This window comes from Enteroscipio rubneri (assembly GCF_963929405.1).
Taxonomy (GTDB): Bacteria; Actinomycetota; Coriobacteriia; order Coriobacteriales; family Eggerthellaceae; genus Enteroscipio; species Enteroscipio rubneri.
Map to the genome: position 1 here is coordinate 1,026,294 of NZ_CAWVIN010000003.1, position 15,005 is coordinate 1,041,298.

The 15,005-nt window shown below is 62.0% G+C and carries 13 protein-coding genes; 1 reads left to right on the forward strand and 12 read right to left on the reverse strand.

All coding sequences use genetic code 11. The features are described 5' to 3' along the window. Window positions 1-2 precede the first annotated feature (2 nt). The 9 genes from ABGT83_RS11280 to ABGT83_RS11320 all read right to left on the reverse strand — a co-directional run bounded on the left by ABGT83_RS11280 (window position 3) and on the right by ABGT83_RS11320 (window position 10,658). Window positions 3-1,211, reverse strand: a complete 1,209-nt coding sequence (locus tag ABGT83_RS11280; RefSeq protein WP_346687631.1) for a Stp1/IreP family PP2C-type Ser/Thr phosphatase — start codon at window positions 1,209-1,211, stop codon at window positions 3-5. Further along, window positions 1,211-1,624, reverse strand: a complete 414-nt coding sequence (locus tag ABGT83_RS11285; RefSeq protein ID WP_103264935.1) for an FHA domain-containing protein — start codon at window positions 1,622-1,624, stop codon at window positions 1,211-1,213. The genes ABGT83_RS11280 and ABGT83_RS11285 overlap by 1 nt, the downstream gene beginning before the upstream one ends. Before the next feature lie 21 nt (window positions 1,625-1,645). Beyond that, the gene (locus ABGT83_RS11290) at window positions 1,646-2,929 is read right to left on the reverse strand and encodes a DUF3662 and FHA domain-containing protein (RefSeq protein ID WP_346687633.1); all 1,284 of its coding nucleotides are present in this window, start codon (window positions 2,927-2,929) and stop codon (window positions 1,646-1,648) included. Between the two features lie 457 nt (window positions 2,930-3,386). After that, on the reverse strand, window positions 3,387-3,995 hold the full coding sequence (locus ABGT83_RS11295; protein WP_157938936.1) for a TorD/DmsD family molecular chaperone: 609 nt from the start codon (window positions 3,993-3,995) through the stop codon (window positions 3,387-3,389). Between the two features lie 69 nt (window positions 3,996-4,064). Beyond that, window positions 4,065-5,177 carry an NrfD/PsrC family molybdoenzyme membrane anchor subunit gene (gene nrfD, locus ABGT83_RS11300; protein ID WP_346687636.1) on the reverse strand — a complete coding sequence of 371 codons (1,113 nt, stop codon included), beginning with the start codon at window positions 5,175-5,177 and terminating at the stop codon, window positions 4,065-4,067. A 12-nt stretch (window positions 5,178-5,189) separates the two neighbouring features. Continuing rightward, window positions 5,190-5,810 (reverse strand): 4Fe-4S dicluster domain-containing protein, encoded by a 621-nt coding sequence (locus tag ABGT83_RS11305; protein WP_103264939.1) that lies wholly within the window; start codon window positions 5,808-5,810, stop codon window positions 5,190-5,192. Window positions 5,811-5,824: 14 nt separating this feature from the next. After that, window positions 5,825-8,590, reverse strand: a complete 2,766-nt coding sequence (locus ABGT83_RS11310; RefSeq protein ID WP_239926433.1) for a molybdopterin-dependent oxidoreductase — start codon at window positions 8,588-8,590, stop codon at window positions 5,825-5,827. Between the two features lie 297 nt (window positions 8,591-8,887). Then, entirely contained in the window at window positions 8,888-9,544 is a 657-nt protein-coding gene (locus ABGT83_RS11315) for a TetR/AcrR family transcriptional regulator (RefSeq protein ID WP_346687638.1), read from the reverse strand. Between the two features lie 112 nt (window positions 9,545-9,656). Continuing rightward, window positions 9,657-10,658, reverse strand: coding sequence for a DMT family transporter (locus tag ABGT83_RS11320; protein ID WP_346687640.1), 1,002 nt, complete (start codon window positions 10,656-10,658; stop codon window positions 9,657-9,659). Between the two features lie 297 nt (window positions 10,659-10,955). Between ABGT83_RS11320 and ABGT83_RS11325 the strand changes: the two genes are divergently transcribed. Further along, window positions 10,956-12,680, forward strand: coding sequence for an ABC1 kinase family protein (locus ABGT83_RS11325; protein ID WP_346687642.1), 1,725 nt, complete (start codon window positions 10,956-10,958; stop codon window positions 12,678-12,680). A 161-nt stretch (window positions 12,681-12,841) separates the two neighbouring features. On the opposite strand, the gene ABGT83_RS11330 is transcribed toward ABGT83_RS11325, so the two are convergent. The 3 genes from ABGT83_RS11330 to ABGT83_RS11340 form a co-directional block, all read right to left on the reverse strand. Continuing rightward, window positions 12,842-13,654: a family 1 encapsulin nanocompartment shell protein gene (locus tag ABGT83_RS11330; protein ID WP_103264944.1), complete on the reverse strand. Its 813-nt coding sequence runs from the start codon at window positions 13,652-13,654 to the stop codon at window positions 12,842-12,844. A gap of 91 nt (window positions 13,655-13,745) precedes the next feature. After that, window positions 13,746-14,117, reverse strand: coding sequence for a demethoxyubiquinone hydroxylase family protein (locus tag ABGT83_RS11335; RefSeq protein ID WP_103264945.1), 372 nt, complete (start codon window positions 14,115-14,117; stop codon window positions 13,746-13,748). A gap of 407 nt (window positions 14,118-14,524) precedes the next feature. After that, on the reverse strand, window positions 14,525-14,998 hold the full coding sequence (locus ABGT83_RS11340; RefSeq protein WP_346687645.1) for a universal stress protein: 474 nt from the start codon (window positions 14,996-14,998) through the stop codon (window positions 14,525-14,527). Window positions 14,999-15,005 lie beyond the last annotated feature (7 nt).

Here is a 15,005-nt window from a genome sequence, read left to right on the forward strand (position 1 = left end):
CACTACTCCTGTGCTGGGGCGTTTGGGGTGTGATCTGTGCCTGAACGCTGATCGGCCTGGTCGGAGCCGTTGGGCTTTGCACCCTGCGCGTCGTCGGCCCCGCCTTCCGGCTGCTGTCGTGCGGCCGCCTCCGCTTCGTATTCGGCGACGAGGGCCTCGGCGGCAGCCAGGTCGTCCACGCGGATACCGGATTCGAGGCGGTTCGCCACGCCGGGCTGGAGATCGTCGACGGACACATCGGTCGTTCGTTCCAGACTTGAGAACGACATGCCGAGCACCGCGCCGGGAACGCCACGGTAGATGGCCACCTTGCCGTTGTCTGCAGCGAGGTAGGCCGCCGTGTTCAGGTAGGCCGTCGTGCCCCATGCCGCTCCGGCTACAAGCGCAGCGAGCAGCACGAGTATCAAGGCGATAGAGATTTTCGTTTTGCGCGCCATCTTCTTGCGACGCACGTCGGCAAAGCCGGTCACGTCCGCTACGATCACGGTCACATTGTCGTGGCCGCCGGCCGAGATGGCTTCGTTCACGAGCTGTGTCGCGCACCGCTGCGGATCCTGGATGCGGCAGAGTGTGTGCTCTATGTCCGCATCGCGCAGCATGGTCGAAAGACCGTCGGAGCAGACGAGCAGTCGATCGCCCGTTTCAACATTGATCTCGTAGATGTCGGGGTGCAGGTGCTCGTCGCTGCCCAGCGCACGCGTGATGACCGACCGGTTCGGATGTGTCCGCGCCTCTTCAGGGGTGAGCTGGCCCGCTTCGATCATGTCGGCCATGAGGCTGTGATCGCGCGTGAGCTGTTGCAAGGTGCCCTGGTGCAGCAGGTAGGCACGCGAATCCCCTACTTGGGCGATAACCAGGCGCTCGCCTTCGAGCATGGCAGCCGTCATCGTCGTGCCCATGCCCTCGCGGCCGCGTCCTTCGCGCGCCGCTTGGATGACGGCGCGATTCGCATCCTCGACTGCGCGGGCGAGCTGCTCGCCGTCAGGATGCTTCGGAGCGCGTTCGGCCAGCACGTCGACGGCGATTTCGGATGCCACCTCGCCGGCCGCATGGCCGCCCATGCCGTCGGCGACGACGAACAGCGGCGGTGCGACGATAAGGCTGTCCTCATTGTGATCGCGCAAGCAGCCGATGTCGGTTCGGCTGCCGAATGTGGTGACGGCTCCGCGGCGCGTGCGCGCCGTGGACTTGTATGAACGATCGCCGGCCATCAGGAGAACCTCACGCGGATAGCCACGTCACCCACATTAACAACATCGTTGTTTTTCAAGGCGACGGGTTCGGAGACGAGCTGCCCGTTCACGGCGGTGCCGTTGCGAGAGCCCAGATCTTCGACGAACAGGTTCTGCCCCATGAGCGAGAAGCGCGCGTGGCGGCCGGAAACGTAGCCCGCGCCGATGACGATGTCGGCGCCGGGATTGCGGCCCACGATCACAGGTCCGCGCACCACGATGGATACGCCGCGCAGCTCTTTCGGGCCGCGCTCGACGGACAGGTTCCAGGTGCGCTCCTTCTTGCGCTGACCTTTCACCAGGCCGATGCCTGTTTTCATGATGGCGAACAGGAACAGGTAGAGCAGTGCCACGAACAGTAAGCGCACGATGAGCAGCACGACGTCGATCACGGGGCTTCCTTCCGTTTCCGCTTAGGCCTGCGTGAACACGAAGTTCGTTACGCCGATGGTGATACGGTCCCCTTCGGACAAAGGCTGCGCTGTGATTTCCCGATCGTTGACGAACGTTCCGTTCGTCGATCCAAGGTCGGTGATAACCCAGACGCCTTGAGGCTCTAAGCGCAGCTCAGCATGCTGGCGACTGGCATTGAGGTCGGGGATGACGATGTCGTTCTTCGACTCGCGGCCCATGAGCAAGCGTGCGGTGGCCAGATCGTAGGTGCGGTTATTCGTGGTGTCCACCAGACGTGCACGCACCGCGCTTTGCGCGGGCACCGGATTGGCTCCCTGCGCCCCTCCGGCAAAGACGACGGTATCGGCTGCGCGTGCGACGGGTTGCGCAGCCATATTTGCGCCGGCGCCTGCACCGACAGCTCCGGCCGCTGCCGCGGCACCGGCCACGCCGCCAAAAGCGCCTCCAGGCGCCGGCGCTGCGTAGTAGGGGTCGGCAGCTTGTGCGGATCGGGGTGCGGGGCCGTCCCGCCCTTCATCGAAGTCGCGGCTGTCGAAGGTGTACTCGCCGTAATCGACCGAGTAATCGAGCTCGTCCTCGGGCACGTAAGGCAACGGCGGCTTACCACCCGGGGCTGCCGTTTCTGACGGCGCATAGGGATCGTAGCTGCCGGCGCCGTCGGCCGGCCCTGCCTGAAAAGCCGGATCGGCGGAGAAGTCGTCGTATCCGTCGTACCCGCCTACAGCCTGCGCGCCGTACGATGCAGGAGCCGGGGCTCCGTAGGGCTGCTGTACGGGCGCTTGGTATGGGGCCCCTTGTCCGCGTGCGGGCATGCCGGCGAACTGCTGCGGCCGCATGCCGGCACGAGCCCGGCTTCCCGGGGCAGCCAGCCCGTAGCGCTCCATTTCCTCCGCGCGCAGCTGCGCGATGATGGGCGCGGCAACGGCTTCGGCGATGATGTCGAACTTGCCGTGCTTGAGCCCATCGTCGACGATGAACCGGACGAGGGGCTGCCCGTCCATGACGAGGCCCTGCTCGGAAGCTTTTGCGGCCAGATAGGTCTCAGTCTCTCCGGCGAGGGTGGGGTAGTAGCCGAACAGGCGCTGGTCGTCATCGGGATTGACGAGCACCGTGTAGAGCGTGGGCGCGAACTGCTTGCCGGCCCCGACCATCTTTTCGCGCTTCATCTGCTTCTCGGCCTTTTTCGCTATCTGGACAGGCGAGATGGGCGCGTTGGCCATACGGTCGGCCGCGCCTTCGAACGTATCCTCCATCTTGCCTTCGAACCTCGAAAGAAAGCCCATGGTATCTCCTTCATCGCATGCGGGCAGAACGCTTGCGGCTCCGTGTGGGCCACATCGTAACTTGCCCAGTCGAGCGCGCAGCCCCGGTCCTCGATGCCCATGCAGCTCGCGGTGCGAACCGGTGTGCCTTCCCATGCGAACGTGATCGTCGTGTGATCCCTGCATATGCCTATGCAATGTTCCATCTTGCCATAAACCCTGCATGACCGTGGCATCCTTTACGCAATCGTCATGATTGTGAACAGGCGGGAGGCAAAAAAGAAACGAGCACGATGCGAACGCAAGGGCTCGGAGATAAGGGAGGGACTGAAACCGGGCGGAGGCGATAAGAACGGGGGCGCGGTTCCGCCCGGCGCGAGGGAAGGGGAAGCGCCGGGCGGATTGATTCGCACCGCATGCAGCTGCGGAGCCTGGGAGAGCAAAGGGAAGGAGCAGGCGCCTTCGGAGGGAGGACTCCCTAGGGCAGGAGCTCCTCGATAAGGAGGGCGATGCCACGGTAGAACCCCGTTTCGGCGGCTGCGGCCATCTGGGCTGCGTACGCCGAGGCCCAACGGCCGAGATGCTGACTGAGGAAGCTGTTGTAAAGCGTCTCGTATTCGGCCGCCTGCGCGTCGTCGCCTCGTTCCACCGCTTCGAGTTCGGATTCCAGAACGAGCTTTGCGAAAGCCAGCTCGACGCCCAGCTGATCGGGAGCGTCTTTCACGCCTTCGTCCACGCTGTATCCAAAATCCGCGTAGAACCTGTTCAAACTTCCTATCGAAGCATTTGCCTGCTGCTTCACGTACAGAGATTCGTACGGAGGCTCGATGCCCTCCTGGTTCACGCCGCGCATGAGCCGAACGCGATCGCGGGCTATGTCGATCAGGATGTCCTGGAGGTCACGGTTGGCTTGCGCGCGTCCGAAACGTGCGATCTCGGCGATGCCCGCGCTTCCCGAGCCTTCTTCGAAGGTGCCCGCCACGATGCTTTCCACCAGGGCTTCGTCGGGAAGGGTAAGGAACAACGAGGCCAGCAGATCATACGTCTCGATGGTTGCTTGAAGTTGTTCGTTGCGTTGCGCCTTCATGATTCGATCACCGCTTTCCAATGGGCCCGCACGCATGCGGCGCGGGCCCATAGCTGTAGTTGCCGTTCGCTAGTCGTTTGCCGGATTGTCGGTAGGCACGAGCTTGCTGTTCAGCGCCGCCATGCTCAGCAGCACTGCCAGCCCGATGACGGCACCCGCGACCATGAACTCGGAAGCGCTTGGCACGTACGCGGTTACCATCTGCGGCCCGCTCGTATGCTGGAGAAACGGGATGAACAGGCCTTCGCTGATCTCGCCGTATGTGGGGTAGATGCTGCCGCGCACCACGTACACGAACTTGGACAGCGCCACGCCTGCAAGTGCGAGTCCCGCCGCGACCTGTACGCCTCTGCCTCGCAGGAGCAACGCTGCGGGTACGACGATGCCGGCGACCACCTGCGTCCAGAAGATCCAAGCGTACGTGCCGAACATGACGGCTTCGAATGCGCGTAGGGCGAAGTCGCCGCGGTAGGCCAGCAGCATGCCCTCGCCCAGCATGATGGCTGCATTGGCAACCAGCAGGGCGCCCGCCAGCTTACTGCTTACATTGCGCGCAGTTCCGGTGACCGCGTCCAGCAGCAGGGCGACAGCGCATCCGGCTATCACCATCTGCACGAGGGAGATGCCGATCTCTGCCGTGGACTCCCAGCCGATCTTGCCGGGGATCGAGCAGAACATGATGGTGGTGCCCAGCACCAGCAGGACGGCGAACACGCCCGTGCCGATGGAGGCGGCCTTCGCAAGCGCGGGCTTGGCTAGGCGTAGGCCCACGATCAGCAGCACGCCGAACACGAGCGTGGCAGACAGCAGCCACACGTCCAGCAGCAACGGCGAGGCGATGTTCGGAGCGAAGAACAAGCGCCACATACCCAGCGGACGCCCCAGATCGGGCAGGATGGCCAACCCGGCGCACGCCGAGAAGATCACGCCCACCACAGCCAGCTTCAACCGCGAGACCATCGCCGGTTTGCCGACGGCCGCCAGGAGCAAGGCGCCTGCGCCGGCCGCTTCGAAGAACAGGAACAGCGAGATGTACAGGCCCCACGGCACGTACGAGGTGATGCTCGTAACGCCTTCGGCGAACGAATACTGCTGTACCAGGGCGAACAGGCCCATGGCGAGGAGTACGAGGCACACCGCCCCCACGCCGAGGACCACGTTCTTGTTCATTTTGATATCCATGACCATGCCTCCTTACACCAGACCGGCGTAATACACGCTTGGCTCGGTGCCAAGGTCTTCCATGAGCGGCTTGGCGCCCAGCTTCTTGATCATCTCGTTGATCTCGGAAGTCGGGTCGTCCAAATCGCCGAACCAGCGGCTCTTCGTGATGCACGTCTTCACGCACGAGGGCTCTTCGCCCTGGGCGGTGCGCTCCTTGCACATGACGCACTTCTCCACCACGCCGATAGGATGCTCCGCGGCGCGCATCTCCTCGTAGGGCGTCATCTCGTAGCCTTCGTAGTAGGGCGTGGTCTTCTGATCCACGTCGTGATAGGAGCGCGCGTTGTACGGGCACGCGTTGATGCACATGCGGCAGCCGATGCACTTCTCGTAGTCCACCTGCACGCACCGGTTCTCATCGTAGAAGCTGGCACCTGTGGGGCACGCGCTCACGCACGGTGCGTCCTGGCAATGCTGGCAGGCCATAGGCAGCACGGTTTGCCCGGAGTTGGGATACTCGCCGTATTCGCCTTTCAGGACCTTGCACCAGTACATGCCCGAGGGCGTGGCGTTTTGGTACTTGCATGCCATGGTGCAGGCATCGCAGCCCGCGCAGGTGCTCACGTCGATGAGCATTCCGTATCGAGTCATGTCCTTCCCCCTTCCTAAGCCTTGTAGATCTTGACGCGCACGGTGTCGATGACGCCGCCATGAATGGGATCGATATAACCGAAGTCGCCGCTCATCAGGTCGTTCATGCTGGTGTCTTCAAGCAGGTCCTTGCCCATCCACGAGGTTTTACGTCCGCGTGCGCCGCCGATGCCCACGCTGTCGGGGCGCACGGTCTCGGTCAGGTGCGCACGGCCCTTCGTCGTGCCGAACAGCGACTCGACAGTGATGACGTCGCCCTCGACGATGCCCTTGTCGGCCGCTGTCTTCGCGTTGACGAGGATGGCGTTGTCGTCGGGCATGTACTTGCTCGAGTAATCGCGGCGAATGGGATCTTGGTCCATGTTCGCCATGCGGAACATGTAGAACGGTTGGCGGTAGTTGAATCCGTAGAGGTCGAATTCAGCGGGTGCGGAATCGATCTGGCGGTTCTCCGGCCAGTAGGGCAGCGCGGTATAGCGGCGGCGCAACTCGTCGATGGGGAATTTGATAGTGCCTTCCAAATCGAAGCCGCTTTCCTGTACTTCGCGCAGCTTAGGGATGAGGAAGTCGCCTGAACGCTTTTGCGCTTCCAAGTACACGGTGAAGCGGATATCCTGGTTGCGGTGCGAGGGGTACACGTCGGCTCCGTAGAAGCCGTTGTACGGCATCATCTTCACCTTGTCCAGGTGGTCGAGCCCCTTGTCGGCCCCGAATGCGCTCTTCAAGCAGCGATCGAACATCTCTTCGGCGGTGTACTTCACCCCGGGCTCCAGCTTGTACGCCGGATCCTCGAACTGCACGGCCGCGGGCGGCACCTGGCCGAAGCCGGTGAGGGCGGCGTAGCCGATGCAGCCGTTTTCGTTGGCTGTCTCGTTCCACAGGTCGATAAGCCCCATGCGATCGAATATCTCGATGAGCTGGTCGTTGCCATCAAGGGTGTTGAACAGCGGCTTCATACCCTTGCGCACCACCACGCCACGGTTCGACGCCGCGAATTCGGGGTCGATGTTGGTGGCCGAGCCCTCGTTGCCGGGGAAGAGGTGGCAGGTGTGGGTTTCGAGCGAGGCGTGCTCGGGCAGCAGCAAATCGGACAGCATGGCCATCTCGTCCATGTGGTAGCAGCCCTGGTAGATGACGTAATCGACGCTCTTCATGGCCTGTTCAGCAACCTCGGGGTCGGCTGTGACCGTGATGGGATTCGATCCGCACGACACCACCACCGACGGCTTGTAGTCGAAGCCGTACTTTTCGGGATCGCACATAGTGCGCATCATGAGGGTGTTTGTGGAGTGGCGGTGTGGGAACACGTCGGCGTAGTCCAGGCCCTGCGGCGGCCAGTTGAACTTCGTGCACGTTTTGGCCTCGAAATACGGCTCGGTGGTGCCATCGAGCTCGTTGGGCAGGTAGTCGCAGTACATGTTCGAGATGATGCCGCCGGGGTTGCCCACGTTGCCCAGCAGCATGTTGAGTACGCGGCTGTAGATGTCGCAGAGCGTGCCGTCCTCCTGGTTGGTGATGCCGCGGCCGATGATGACGGCGGCGGGGCGCAGCGGCAGCGTTTGGCCGTCGATTTCCACCGTGGAGCCGAACGAGGCGTACTTCACCAGGTTGTTGGCGATTTCGCGGATCTTGTCGGCGGGCACGGTGCTGTAGGCCTCGGCCCATTCCGGCGTGAACCCTTCGAGAGATTCCTTGAAGGCTTGGAAGGCGGGCTGACACGGCGTGCCTTCCACGTCATACTGGCCGAAGAGGGCAGGATCAGCGAGCGACGGATCGTCATGAGACTTGGCGGAATCGGACGATGCATCCCAGATCAGGGGCTTGCCGTCGGCGCCGCGGACGTAATCTCCGTTGGCGTCGATCAGGTAAGGCGAGTTGGTCCTGTTCTTCACGAACGGTTCGTCGAAACCGTTCTCTATCTCGTACAGCATGCAGTGCATCCACGCGTACACGAGCGAGAGGTCGCTGCCCAGCTTGGCGGATACCCACTCACCGCGCGTGGCCTCCATCGAAGCGCGCGGACCTACGGTGACGTACTTCATGCCGCGACGCAGGCAGTTGGCGAAGGTGCGCGCGTCGCCGCCCGCCAGCCCGGAATCGTAGCCGACTGATTTCCCTAGAATGACCAGGTAATTGCAGTACACGCCGTCGTAGTTCACCGTGGGGAACGCGGAGAGCGTGTAACAGCCGCCGTAGTGGATAGCGCACATCTGGCCCTTGGTGGAACTGGAATTCGGGGTTCCGAGCGCCATGGCCCACAGGCCGATGCCCAGGGTCGCATGGCCGCTTTCGTAAGGGGCGAAGCTGTACATCTGCACGAGCTTGCGAATGTCTGTGTCATAGCATTCCCGAATCTTCTCAGCCGCCGTATCGAGCGCTTCGTCCCAGGTGATCTCCACCCAGCCAGGATCCGCTTCCATGCCCTTTTCTGGGTTGGTGCGCTTCATGGGCGCTTTGATGCGGTGCGGGTTGTACACATTCATGATGGCGCTCTTGCCGCGCGGGCACAGGGTGCCGGCGTTGTTCGCGCGGTCCGGGTCGCCCTCGATGTTCACGACCACGCCATCTTTCATGGTGGCGACGAAGCTGCAGCTGCCGCAGAGCATGCACATGCGGCAGTGTCCGTACACTTCGCCGGCCTGGCCCTGCACCGCCGCGTTGGGCGTGTTCGCAAACGCCTTGACGGGTTTGTACGTCAGCGATCCGGCGACGGCCGAGGCGGCCGCCAGGGCGGCGGTGCCTTTGACGAAACCCCGTCTCGATAGGTTTATCGTGCTCATATTCACGTCGTTCTCCTCCTTACCGGTAGGTTGTGGTTCATGATGGTGCTCATGCGCGTGCCGCATTCCTCCTTCCTTCTGGTGCTCTGCCGCATGAGCCGGGCCGTTTCGGGCGCACGATCTCAAGGGGGCGTATCGTCCCGAGGATGTGCGCAGGGATGTTCGACATGCTCTCCTAACGGCTCGGTTGAGCCGGCAGGTTCGCCCGACGCGAGGGCATGCGTTTCTCAGCCCTCGCGAGGCGCTGATCGTATGAGTTTGCGGGTGCGGCGGTTAGGCGGGTTTCCTCATCGGCGTCTACAACGCATCGTCGTTCGATGCTTGCACCCTCCCTTCGAACAGGATGGCAAGTTTTTCGCGAAACTTCATCTCGTAGGGATAGTCGTAGCGGTACATGCCTTTGTCGAGCTCGCGAAAAAAGATAGCAACGATGATCTGGGCCATAACGGCGCTGTCGCCTGAAAGTCGTAACGAGCCGTCTTCCTTGGCGCACTCGATGATGCCCGCGTAGATGGCTGATAGGGCTGCACGCGTGGCGAGCTCGATATCAAGATGCTCTTTGCTGGCGTATATCTCGCAGTTGTAAGCCATACGGATGTCGTTGGCGTAACGCTGGTGGGATGAGCCGTCATCGGACTCCGGCGAGAAAAACACGTGTTGGGTACCACGGATGTCTTCAAGGAGCACAGCAAGCACCGCTTCGATCACCGGCATGTCATCAGGCAGCTCTTCTGCGAATGCGGTGAGATGCTCGACCGACGCGCGACCGATTTCGACAAGGAAGTCGCCCTTCGACGGGAAGTAGCGGTAGAGCGTTCCAGTGGAGACATCGGCGGCTTCGGCGATGTCTTTGAGCGTCGTGGCCTCGTATCCCTTTTCGAGGAACAGATTCGATGCGACGCGGTAAATGTGCTGTCGCGTTTTCGAACTGCGAATATAGGTTCTCGCCGCCATCGTGCGACTCCCCTCGTCCTGCGTCTTTCGGTAAAAGACGAAACTCAATTCTGAGTGCGAACTTATAATAGATGCCTAAGCGAGCAATGTCAACAGAAATTGAGTCTGAACTTCATTTTTGACCGCCAAGAGGGTTTTCGGCTTCGCCTTGCTCGAATGCGCGGTCCGGAGCATCTGGAGTACGTACGTCGTTCGCCTTGCGAACGCGTTCTCGTCGTGCGGCGCGCAAAGGCAGGTATTCGCTGATCACGATGCCGGCGAAAATGAGCGCGAAGCCGAGGAAAAGCGGCTCGGTAAGCACCTCGCCCAAAAATACCATGGAGAATAGAACGCCGAATACCGACTCCGTTGCAAGGAATAGCGATGCGGGAGCGGGGTCCACATGGGCGACGGCTACATTCTGCAACAGCAGCGCGATGCACGACGCGAACACGGCGAGGTAGATAATGCTTATGTATGCATCCGCGCCCAAGGTGGCAAAAGGGGGAATGGGTTCGAATGCCGCTCCCGCAGCGAGGCCGAGCGCTCCTGCGACCACGAACTGCACCGCAGTGAGCACGAGCATATCGCGACCGGATGCGAATTTCGAGGTGCAGATGACGTGGAAGCTCAGGAACACCGCCGAGAGCAACGTCACGGCATCGCCGAACCGTATGGCGAATCCGGTCGATCCCGCCAGCGACACGCAGCCAACGCCTGCAACGCATACAAGAGCGGCTGCGATGTTGAAGCGGGTTGGGCGCTGCCCGGTGAGCACCCACAGCAGAAACGGGATGATCACACAGTACATGGTGGTGAGAAACGCGCTGTTGGATGCCGTGGTATCGGTGAGCCCCCAGGTGTTGCACCAGTACGAGAAATACAGGAATACACCAAGGATCGTTCCCTTCGCAAGATGATCGGCGTCGAGCAAGCGCTTGAGCCGGGGGAGGAGCGCGAGGGCGAGCACGATTCCCGCGCCCATGAAACGCATCCCGACCAGCCAGTTCGGCGAAAGCGTGTCGACCGTTGACTTGATGACGACGGTGCCCAGGCCCCATATACCGGCCGCAAGCAACAGCGAGGCCTTGTAGACCCATGTTGGGCGGGCGGTATGAGAGGTGCTCTGCGTCATAGCGATGCATCATAGCACGCGCATCGTGATGTCAAGGCGTCGATGTCGCGGAACACGAGCGGTCGCCGGAAGTCGGCCGCAAGCGCGAAAAGTGCGCAGTCGGCGAAGGCTCGAAAGCGGAGAACGCGTACAGATTCCGGCAGTCCGAAAACGCGGGACGCGCGCGGCTGTCGAAACCACCGTGTACGTCTGTTCAAGATTCCCTTGAGACTCGATCACTGTTTTGCTGCAGGTACGTCTCGCAGAATCGCATCATGGTAGGATGGGGCGATTTAGTCCATAAGGAGGCGACGTCCCATGCCCACGTTCCGCGAAGTCATGAAGGCGGTGCAGGTCACTCTCGACGACAAGACGTCGGGCAAGCGCATGCGCGAGATAGAGTCTATTCTGCGCACCCATCAAGCCTACTCGGGCCTCACGCCGGAGAAGGCTACGGCCATTCTCGAGGATCTCGGCCCGACGTTCGTGAAGATGGGGCAGATCGCATCGAACCGCAGCGACATCATCCCGAAAGCGTACGCCGATGCCTTCAAGGCGTTGCGTGCCAATGTGGCGCCTGTTCCGTTCGAAACCATCGTGGAAATCATTGAGAACTCGCTTGGGCATCCGTGGCGGGAGACGTTCGCCGAAATCGAACAGGAGCCGCTCGGATCCGCGTCGGTGGCGCAGGTGCATCGCGCCCGTTTGGCCCAAGGTTTGGGCGAGCCGGTGCCGACGAACGCCGAACCCGAACGGTCCAAGACCGCGGCCGGGGCATCCACCGGAGACGGGGCCGTGGTGGCAGTGAAGGTTCGTCGACCCTTCGTGGTCGAGCAGATGGCCGAGGATCTGACGCTTGTTCGTCATGCGCTGGCGTTGGCGGGCTTGACGCACGTGGCGGGGGAGATGATGCTCACGATCGACGAACTGGTGGACGAGCTGGAGCGCACGACGGCCGAAGAGCTGGATTTCTGCGTCGAGACGGGCAACCTCGAGCGCTTCCATACCGAAATAGCCGATCAGCAGGGCGTGACGAGCCCCGTTCCGTATCCCGCCTACGGCTCGGACGAAGTGCTGGTCATGGAGTATATCGAGGGCGTGCAGATCAACGACGTAGACCGGCTGCGCATCCAAGGGGATGATCCCGCTGAGCTGGGTCGGCGACTGGCGGAGAATTACGTCACGCAGTTCATAGACAACGGGTTTTTCCATGCCGACCCGCATCCGGGCAACATTCTCGTGCGCGACCATGACATCGTGTGGATCGACCTTGGGATGACGGGAGAGCTGTCGGATGCCGAGCGCGCTATCGTGGGCAAGATGTTCTTTGCGGTTGTGCAGAACGACCCGTTCGCGCTGAAGGATGCGTTGCTCACGCTTGCCAAGGCGCGTGGTCCTGTCGATCACAGTCTGCTGCTGGACCAGCTGAGCGCGCTTTTGGCGCAGTACGCGTCGGTGAGTCTGGCCGATATCAATGTGGGGACGGCGATGCTTGACGTCATCGAGATCCTGCGTTCGCAAAACCTCACGCTGCCCTCGTCGCTTACGATGCTAGCCCGAGGCGCGGTGACCATCGAAGGCGTGCTGGTGGATATTTCCCCGAAGACGAGCATCGTGGACATCATCTCGGATCACGTGAAGAAGCAGGCGTTCACGTTCGATCATGCGATAGCCAAGACGAAAGATATGCTCATGGCAACGGCCGCAGCGGCCGAGGCCACGACGCGCCTGCCCACCCAGCTTTCGCATACGCTCGATATGATCGATCGCGGGCACATGAAGGTGGGAGCCGATCTCAACATGCCGAAGGATTTCATAGCGGCACTGTACTCGGTGAGCGGCACCGTGGCGCTCGCGCTTATCTCGGCAGGTCTCTTCGTAGGCTCCAGCCTCATCGCCCAGACGAACATGCAGCCGCAGTTGCTCGAGGTTCCCTTGCTCGGCTTTCTGGGTTATCTCGGCGCGTTTGTCCTGGGCGTCTACGTGATCTGGCGCACTCTGATCACACGCCATCAGCAGCGCAATGATAAAAAAGTCGAATAGGCTCGGTTTAAGCTGCTTTCCGGCCGTCAAAGCGATGCCGTCGCGGTGCTGCGGCGAGGTAAAGCGAAAAGAGCCGGCGCACAGCCGGCTCTTTTCGATTGCGGGATGATTGCACGGACTTTCAGGCGTGTCGCGCGCGAACTTCAAGCGTGCTACACGCGTTACGCGAACACGACGATGGCAGCGGGGTCCTTCACGCGCAGGGCGGTCGTTTCCATGACGCGGAACGTGTGGTTGAAATCGGCGAACTCCAGGTAGCCCACCGAGAGGTCCAACCCGAGAGCGAGATCCAGGTACTCCGGTTCGGCGCAGACGAGCACGGCTTGGCCGGGGGCGATAACGCTCGTCATGAACACGTTGTCGCCGATGAGCTTCTGCACGCGGTCGATCTCGAGCATGCCGGTGTTCGGCTGCAGACGTTGCAGGCCAAGGTATAGGTCTGGAGCGACGGCCAGCGCGTAGCGGCCCAGGTAGCCAGTCTTCGCCAGCTGCGAGACGGCGGCTGCTACATCGGCGAAACCGTTCTCGCCCTTGCTCCAGTCGCGACGCTTGATCGTGCCGGCGCCTTTCACGTTGAGCAAGCCTTCGACGCCAAGTGCGGCATTGCCGTTCAGCACAAGGTTGTCCTCGCGGCGCGCGGCCCTCTTGGCAGCGGCGATGGCGGGTGCGAGGTCGACGGGCATGCCGCTACGCGCAGCGAGGTCGAGGTCGCGTCCGAGCAGGGTGAAGTCCTCGTAAAACAAGGGCAGCTCGAGCTGCGTGCGGCCGACGATGCGGCCGATGCCATCCTCGAGCACTTCCTCCTTCGCCACGCTGTCGACGGCGACGGTGGTGGTGCCCACGCCCAGCGGGCCGTGCGTCTTGAGGAAGCGGCGGCAGGTCAGGTGCTTGCGGGCGGTGCCGACGACGGCGTCGTCGATGCGGTTCCACAGCTCGACCGACAGGTCGGCTGATTCTCGTGCCAGGTAATCCATGAGGGACTCCTTTCGGTGATGGTGAGGCGAACGCCGGCGGCGAACGAATGTTTCACGTGAAACATTCGCGCTCGACCGGCGGAAACGTCGGTTACGACAAGTCGCCGACCGTGGGGGCGGGGGCGGGCTCGGCGGGAGCCGCGGCGATCTCGCCGTCCGCCACGATGCCGAGTTCGGCCAGCTGCTCCTGCACTTCGCCTTCGCCCTCCAGGAAGAACTCGGTTTCCGTGGGGTCGAGGTGGCGCATCAGCGTGATGAGTTCGCCCATATGGGCTTTCTCCTCGTCGCGGATGTCGGCGAGCACGGCCTTCGCGGCCGGATCGTCGGTGGCGCGGCAGTGCGCGTCGTACAGGAAGATGGCTTCAAGCTCGCCGGCGATGTCGATGCGCAAGGCCTGCATGAGCTCCGCGTTGGTCATTTTGCGGTCGATGTTTCCGGAAAACGGATCGGGGAAGCTGGGCATGATCCCTCTCTTTCTTCGTTTCCACTCGGCTGGGCGTGGCCGTGCGCTGCGCGGTTTGAGGTGCACTGCGCGGCTTGCAGCCGGCTGCCGAGAGGCGATATCCCTTTTCTTACCTTGATGGATATGGTACTCCGTAAGTCGGCGACTGTCTTGCGCAATTACGATGCTTAATAAGAATTTCTCTCAATAAGCATAACTACTCCGAGCGCTGCGGTCAGTACCCGACCTCTAAGCGCTCGCGGGGAGAGCGGGCAATGGTCCACGATGTGCATATTGCGTTCATCAAATGCCCTCTCTGCGCGGGCGCGGGGAACCCTTGGACGGCGCCCGTGCAGCAAGATCTGCTACGTTCGTTTCGGAGGTCGCCCCGGAAAACTGCAAGACGACGCTTTGCGTTGCCTGCGAGGCTAGCGTTCCGCACGGTGCTTGACGATGAGCACCGGCATGTGCGCTTCTCGCAACACGTAATTGCTCACGCTGCCGAGAATGCCACGCAAGGCGCCAAGGCCGCGCGATCCCATGATTATGAGGTCGCAGCCGCCCTCTTCGGCATAGGCGACAATTTGCTCGCCGGGTTCTGTCTCTTCGAGAAACTCGACGGTCAGCTCGTTCATGAGATCTGGCAGCAAGCCAACGATGGCGTCATGCAGCTCGGCAATGGCCGCCTCGTAGTCGGCCTGCGGTACAACGGGAGTGAATGTGCTGTTTGTGGGTCTTTTTTCAGCCTTGAGACGCTCTGCGAGCAGCAGCTCGGTGTCGACGATCTGGATAATGCTCAACCGAGCGCCGGGATCGTCCTTCGCATAGCGCGTTGCTTCTGCGAGCGCCGCTTTTGCCGATGCAGAGCCGTCATAGGGAACAAGGATGTGGTCGTAGAGCATGGTAGGC

Bases quoted from the DNA above. Each gene is read 5' to 3' on its own strand.
- ABGT83_RS11280 (WP_346687631.1), bottom strand. From the start codon at position 1,211: ATGGCCGGCGATCGTTCATACAAGTCCACGGCGCGCACGCGCCGCGGA.
- ABGT83_RS11290 (WP_346687633.1), bottom strand. From the start codon at position 2,929: ATGGGCTTTCTTTCGAGGTTCGAAGGCAAGATGGAGGATACGTTCGAA.
- ABGT83_RS11295 (WP_157938936.1), bottom strand. From the start codon at position 3,995: ATGAAGGCGCAACGCAACGAACAACTTCAAGCAACCATCGAGACGTAT.
- nrfD (WP_346687636.1), bottom strand. From the start codon at position 5,177: ATGGATATCAAAATGAACAAGAACGTGGTCCTCGGCGTGGGGGCGGTG.
- ABGT83_RS11305 (WP_103264939.1), bottom strand. From the start codon at position 5,810: ATGACTCGATACGGAATGCTCATCGACGTGAGCACCTGCGCGGGCTGC.
- ABGT83_RS11310 (WP_239926433.1), bottom strand. From the start codon at position 8,590: ATGAGCACGATAAACCTATCGAGACGGGGTTTCGTCAAAGGCACCGCC.
- ABGT83_RS11315 (WP_346687638.1), bottom strand. From the start codon at position 9,544: ATGGCGGCGAGAACCTATATTCGCAGTTCGAAAACGCGACAGCACATT.
- ABGT83_RS11320 (WP_346687640.1), bottom strand. From the start codon at position 10,658: ATGACGCAGAGCACCTCTCATACCGCCCGCCCAACATGGGTCTACAAG.
- ABGT83_RS11325 (WP_346687642.1), top strand. From the start codon at position 10,956: ATGCCCACGTTCCGCGAAGTCATGAAGGCGGTGCAGGTCACTCTCGAC.
- ABGT83_RS11330 (WP_103264944.1), bottom strand. From the start codon at position 13,654: ATGGATTACCTGGCACGAGAATCAGCCGACCTGTCGGTCGAGCTGTGG.
- ABGT83_RS11335 (WP_103264945.1), bottom strand. From the start codon at position 14,117: ATGCCCAGCTTCCCCGATCCGTTTTCCGGAAACATCGACCGCAAAATG.
- ABGT83_RS11340 (WP_346687645.1), bottom strand. From the start codon at position 14,998: ATGCTCTACGACCACATCCTTGTTCCCTATGACGGCTCTGCATCGGCA.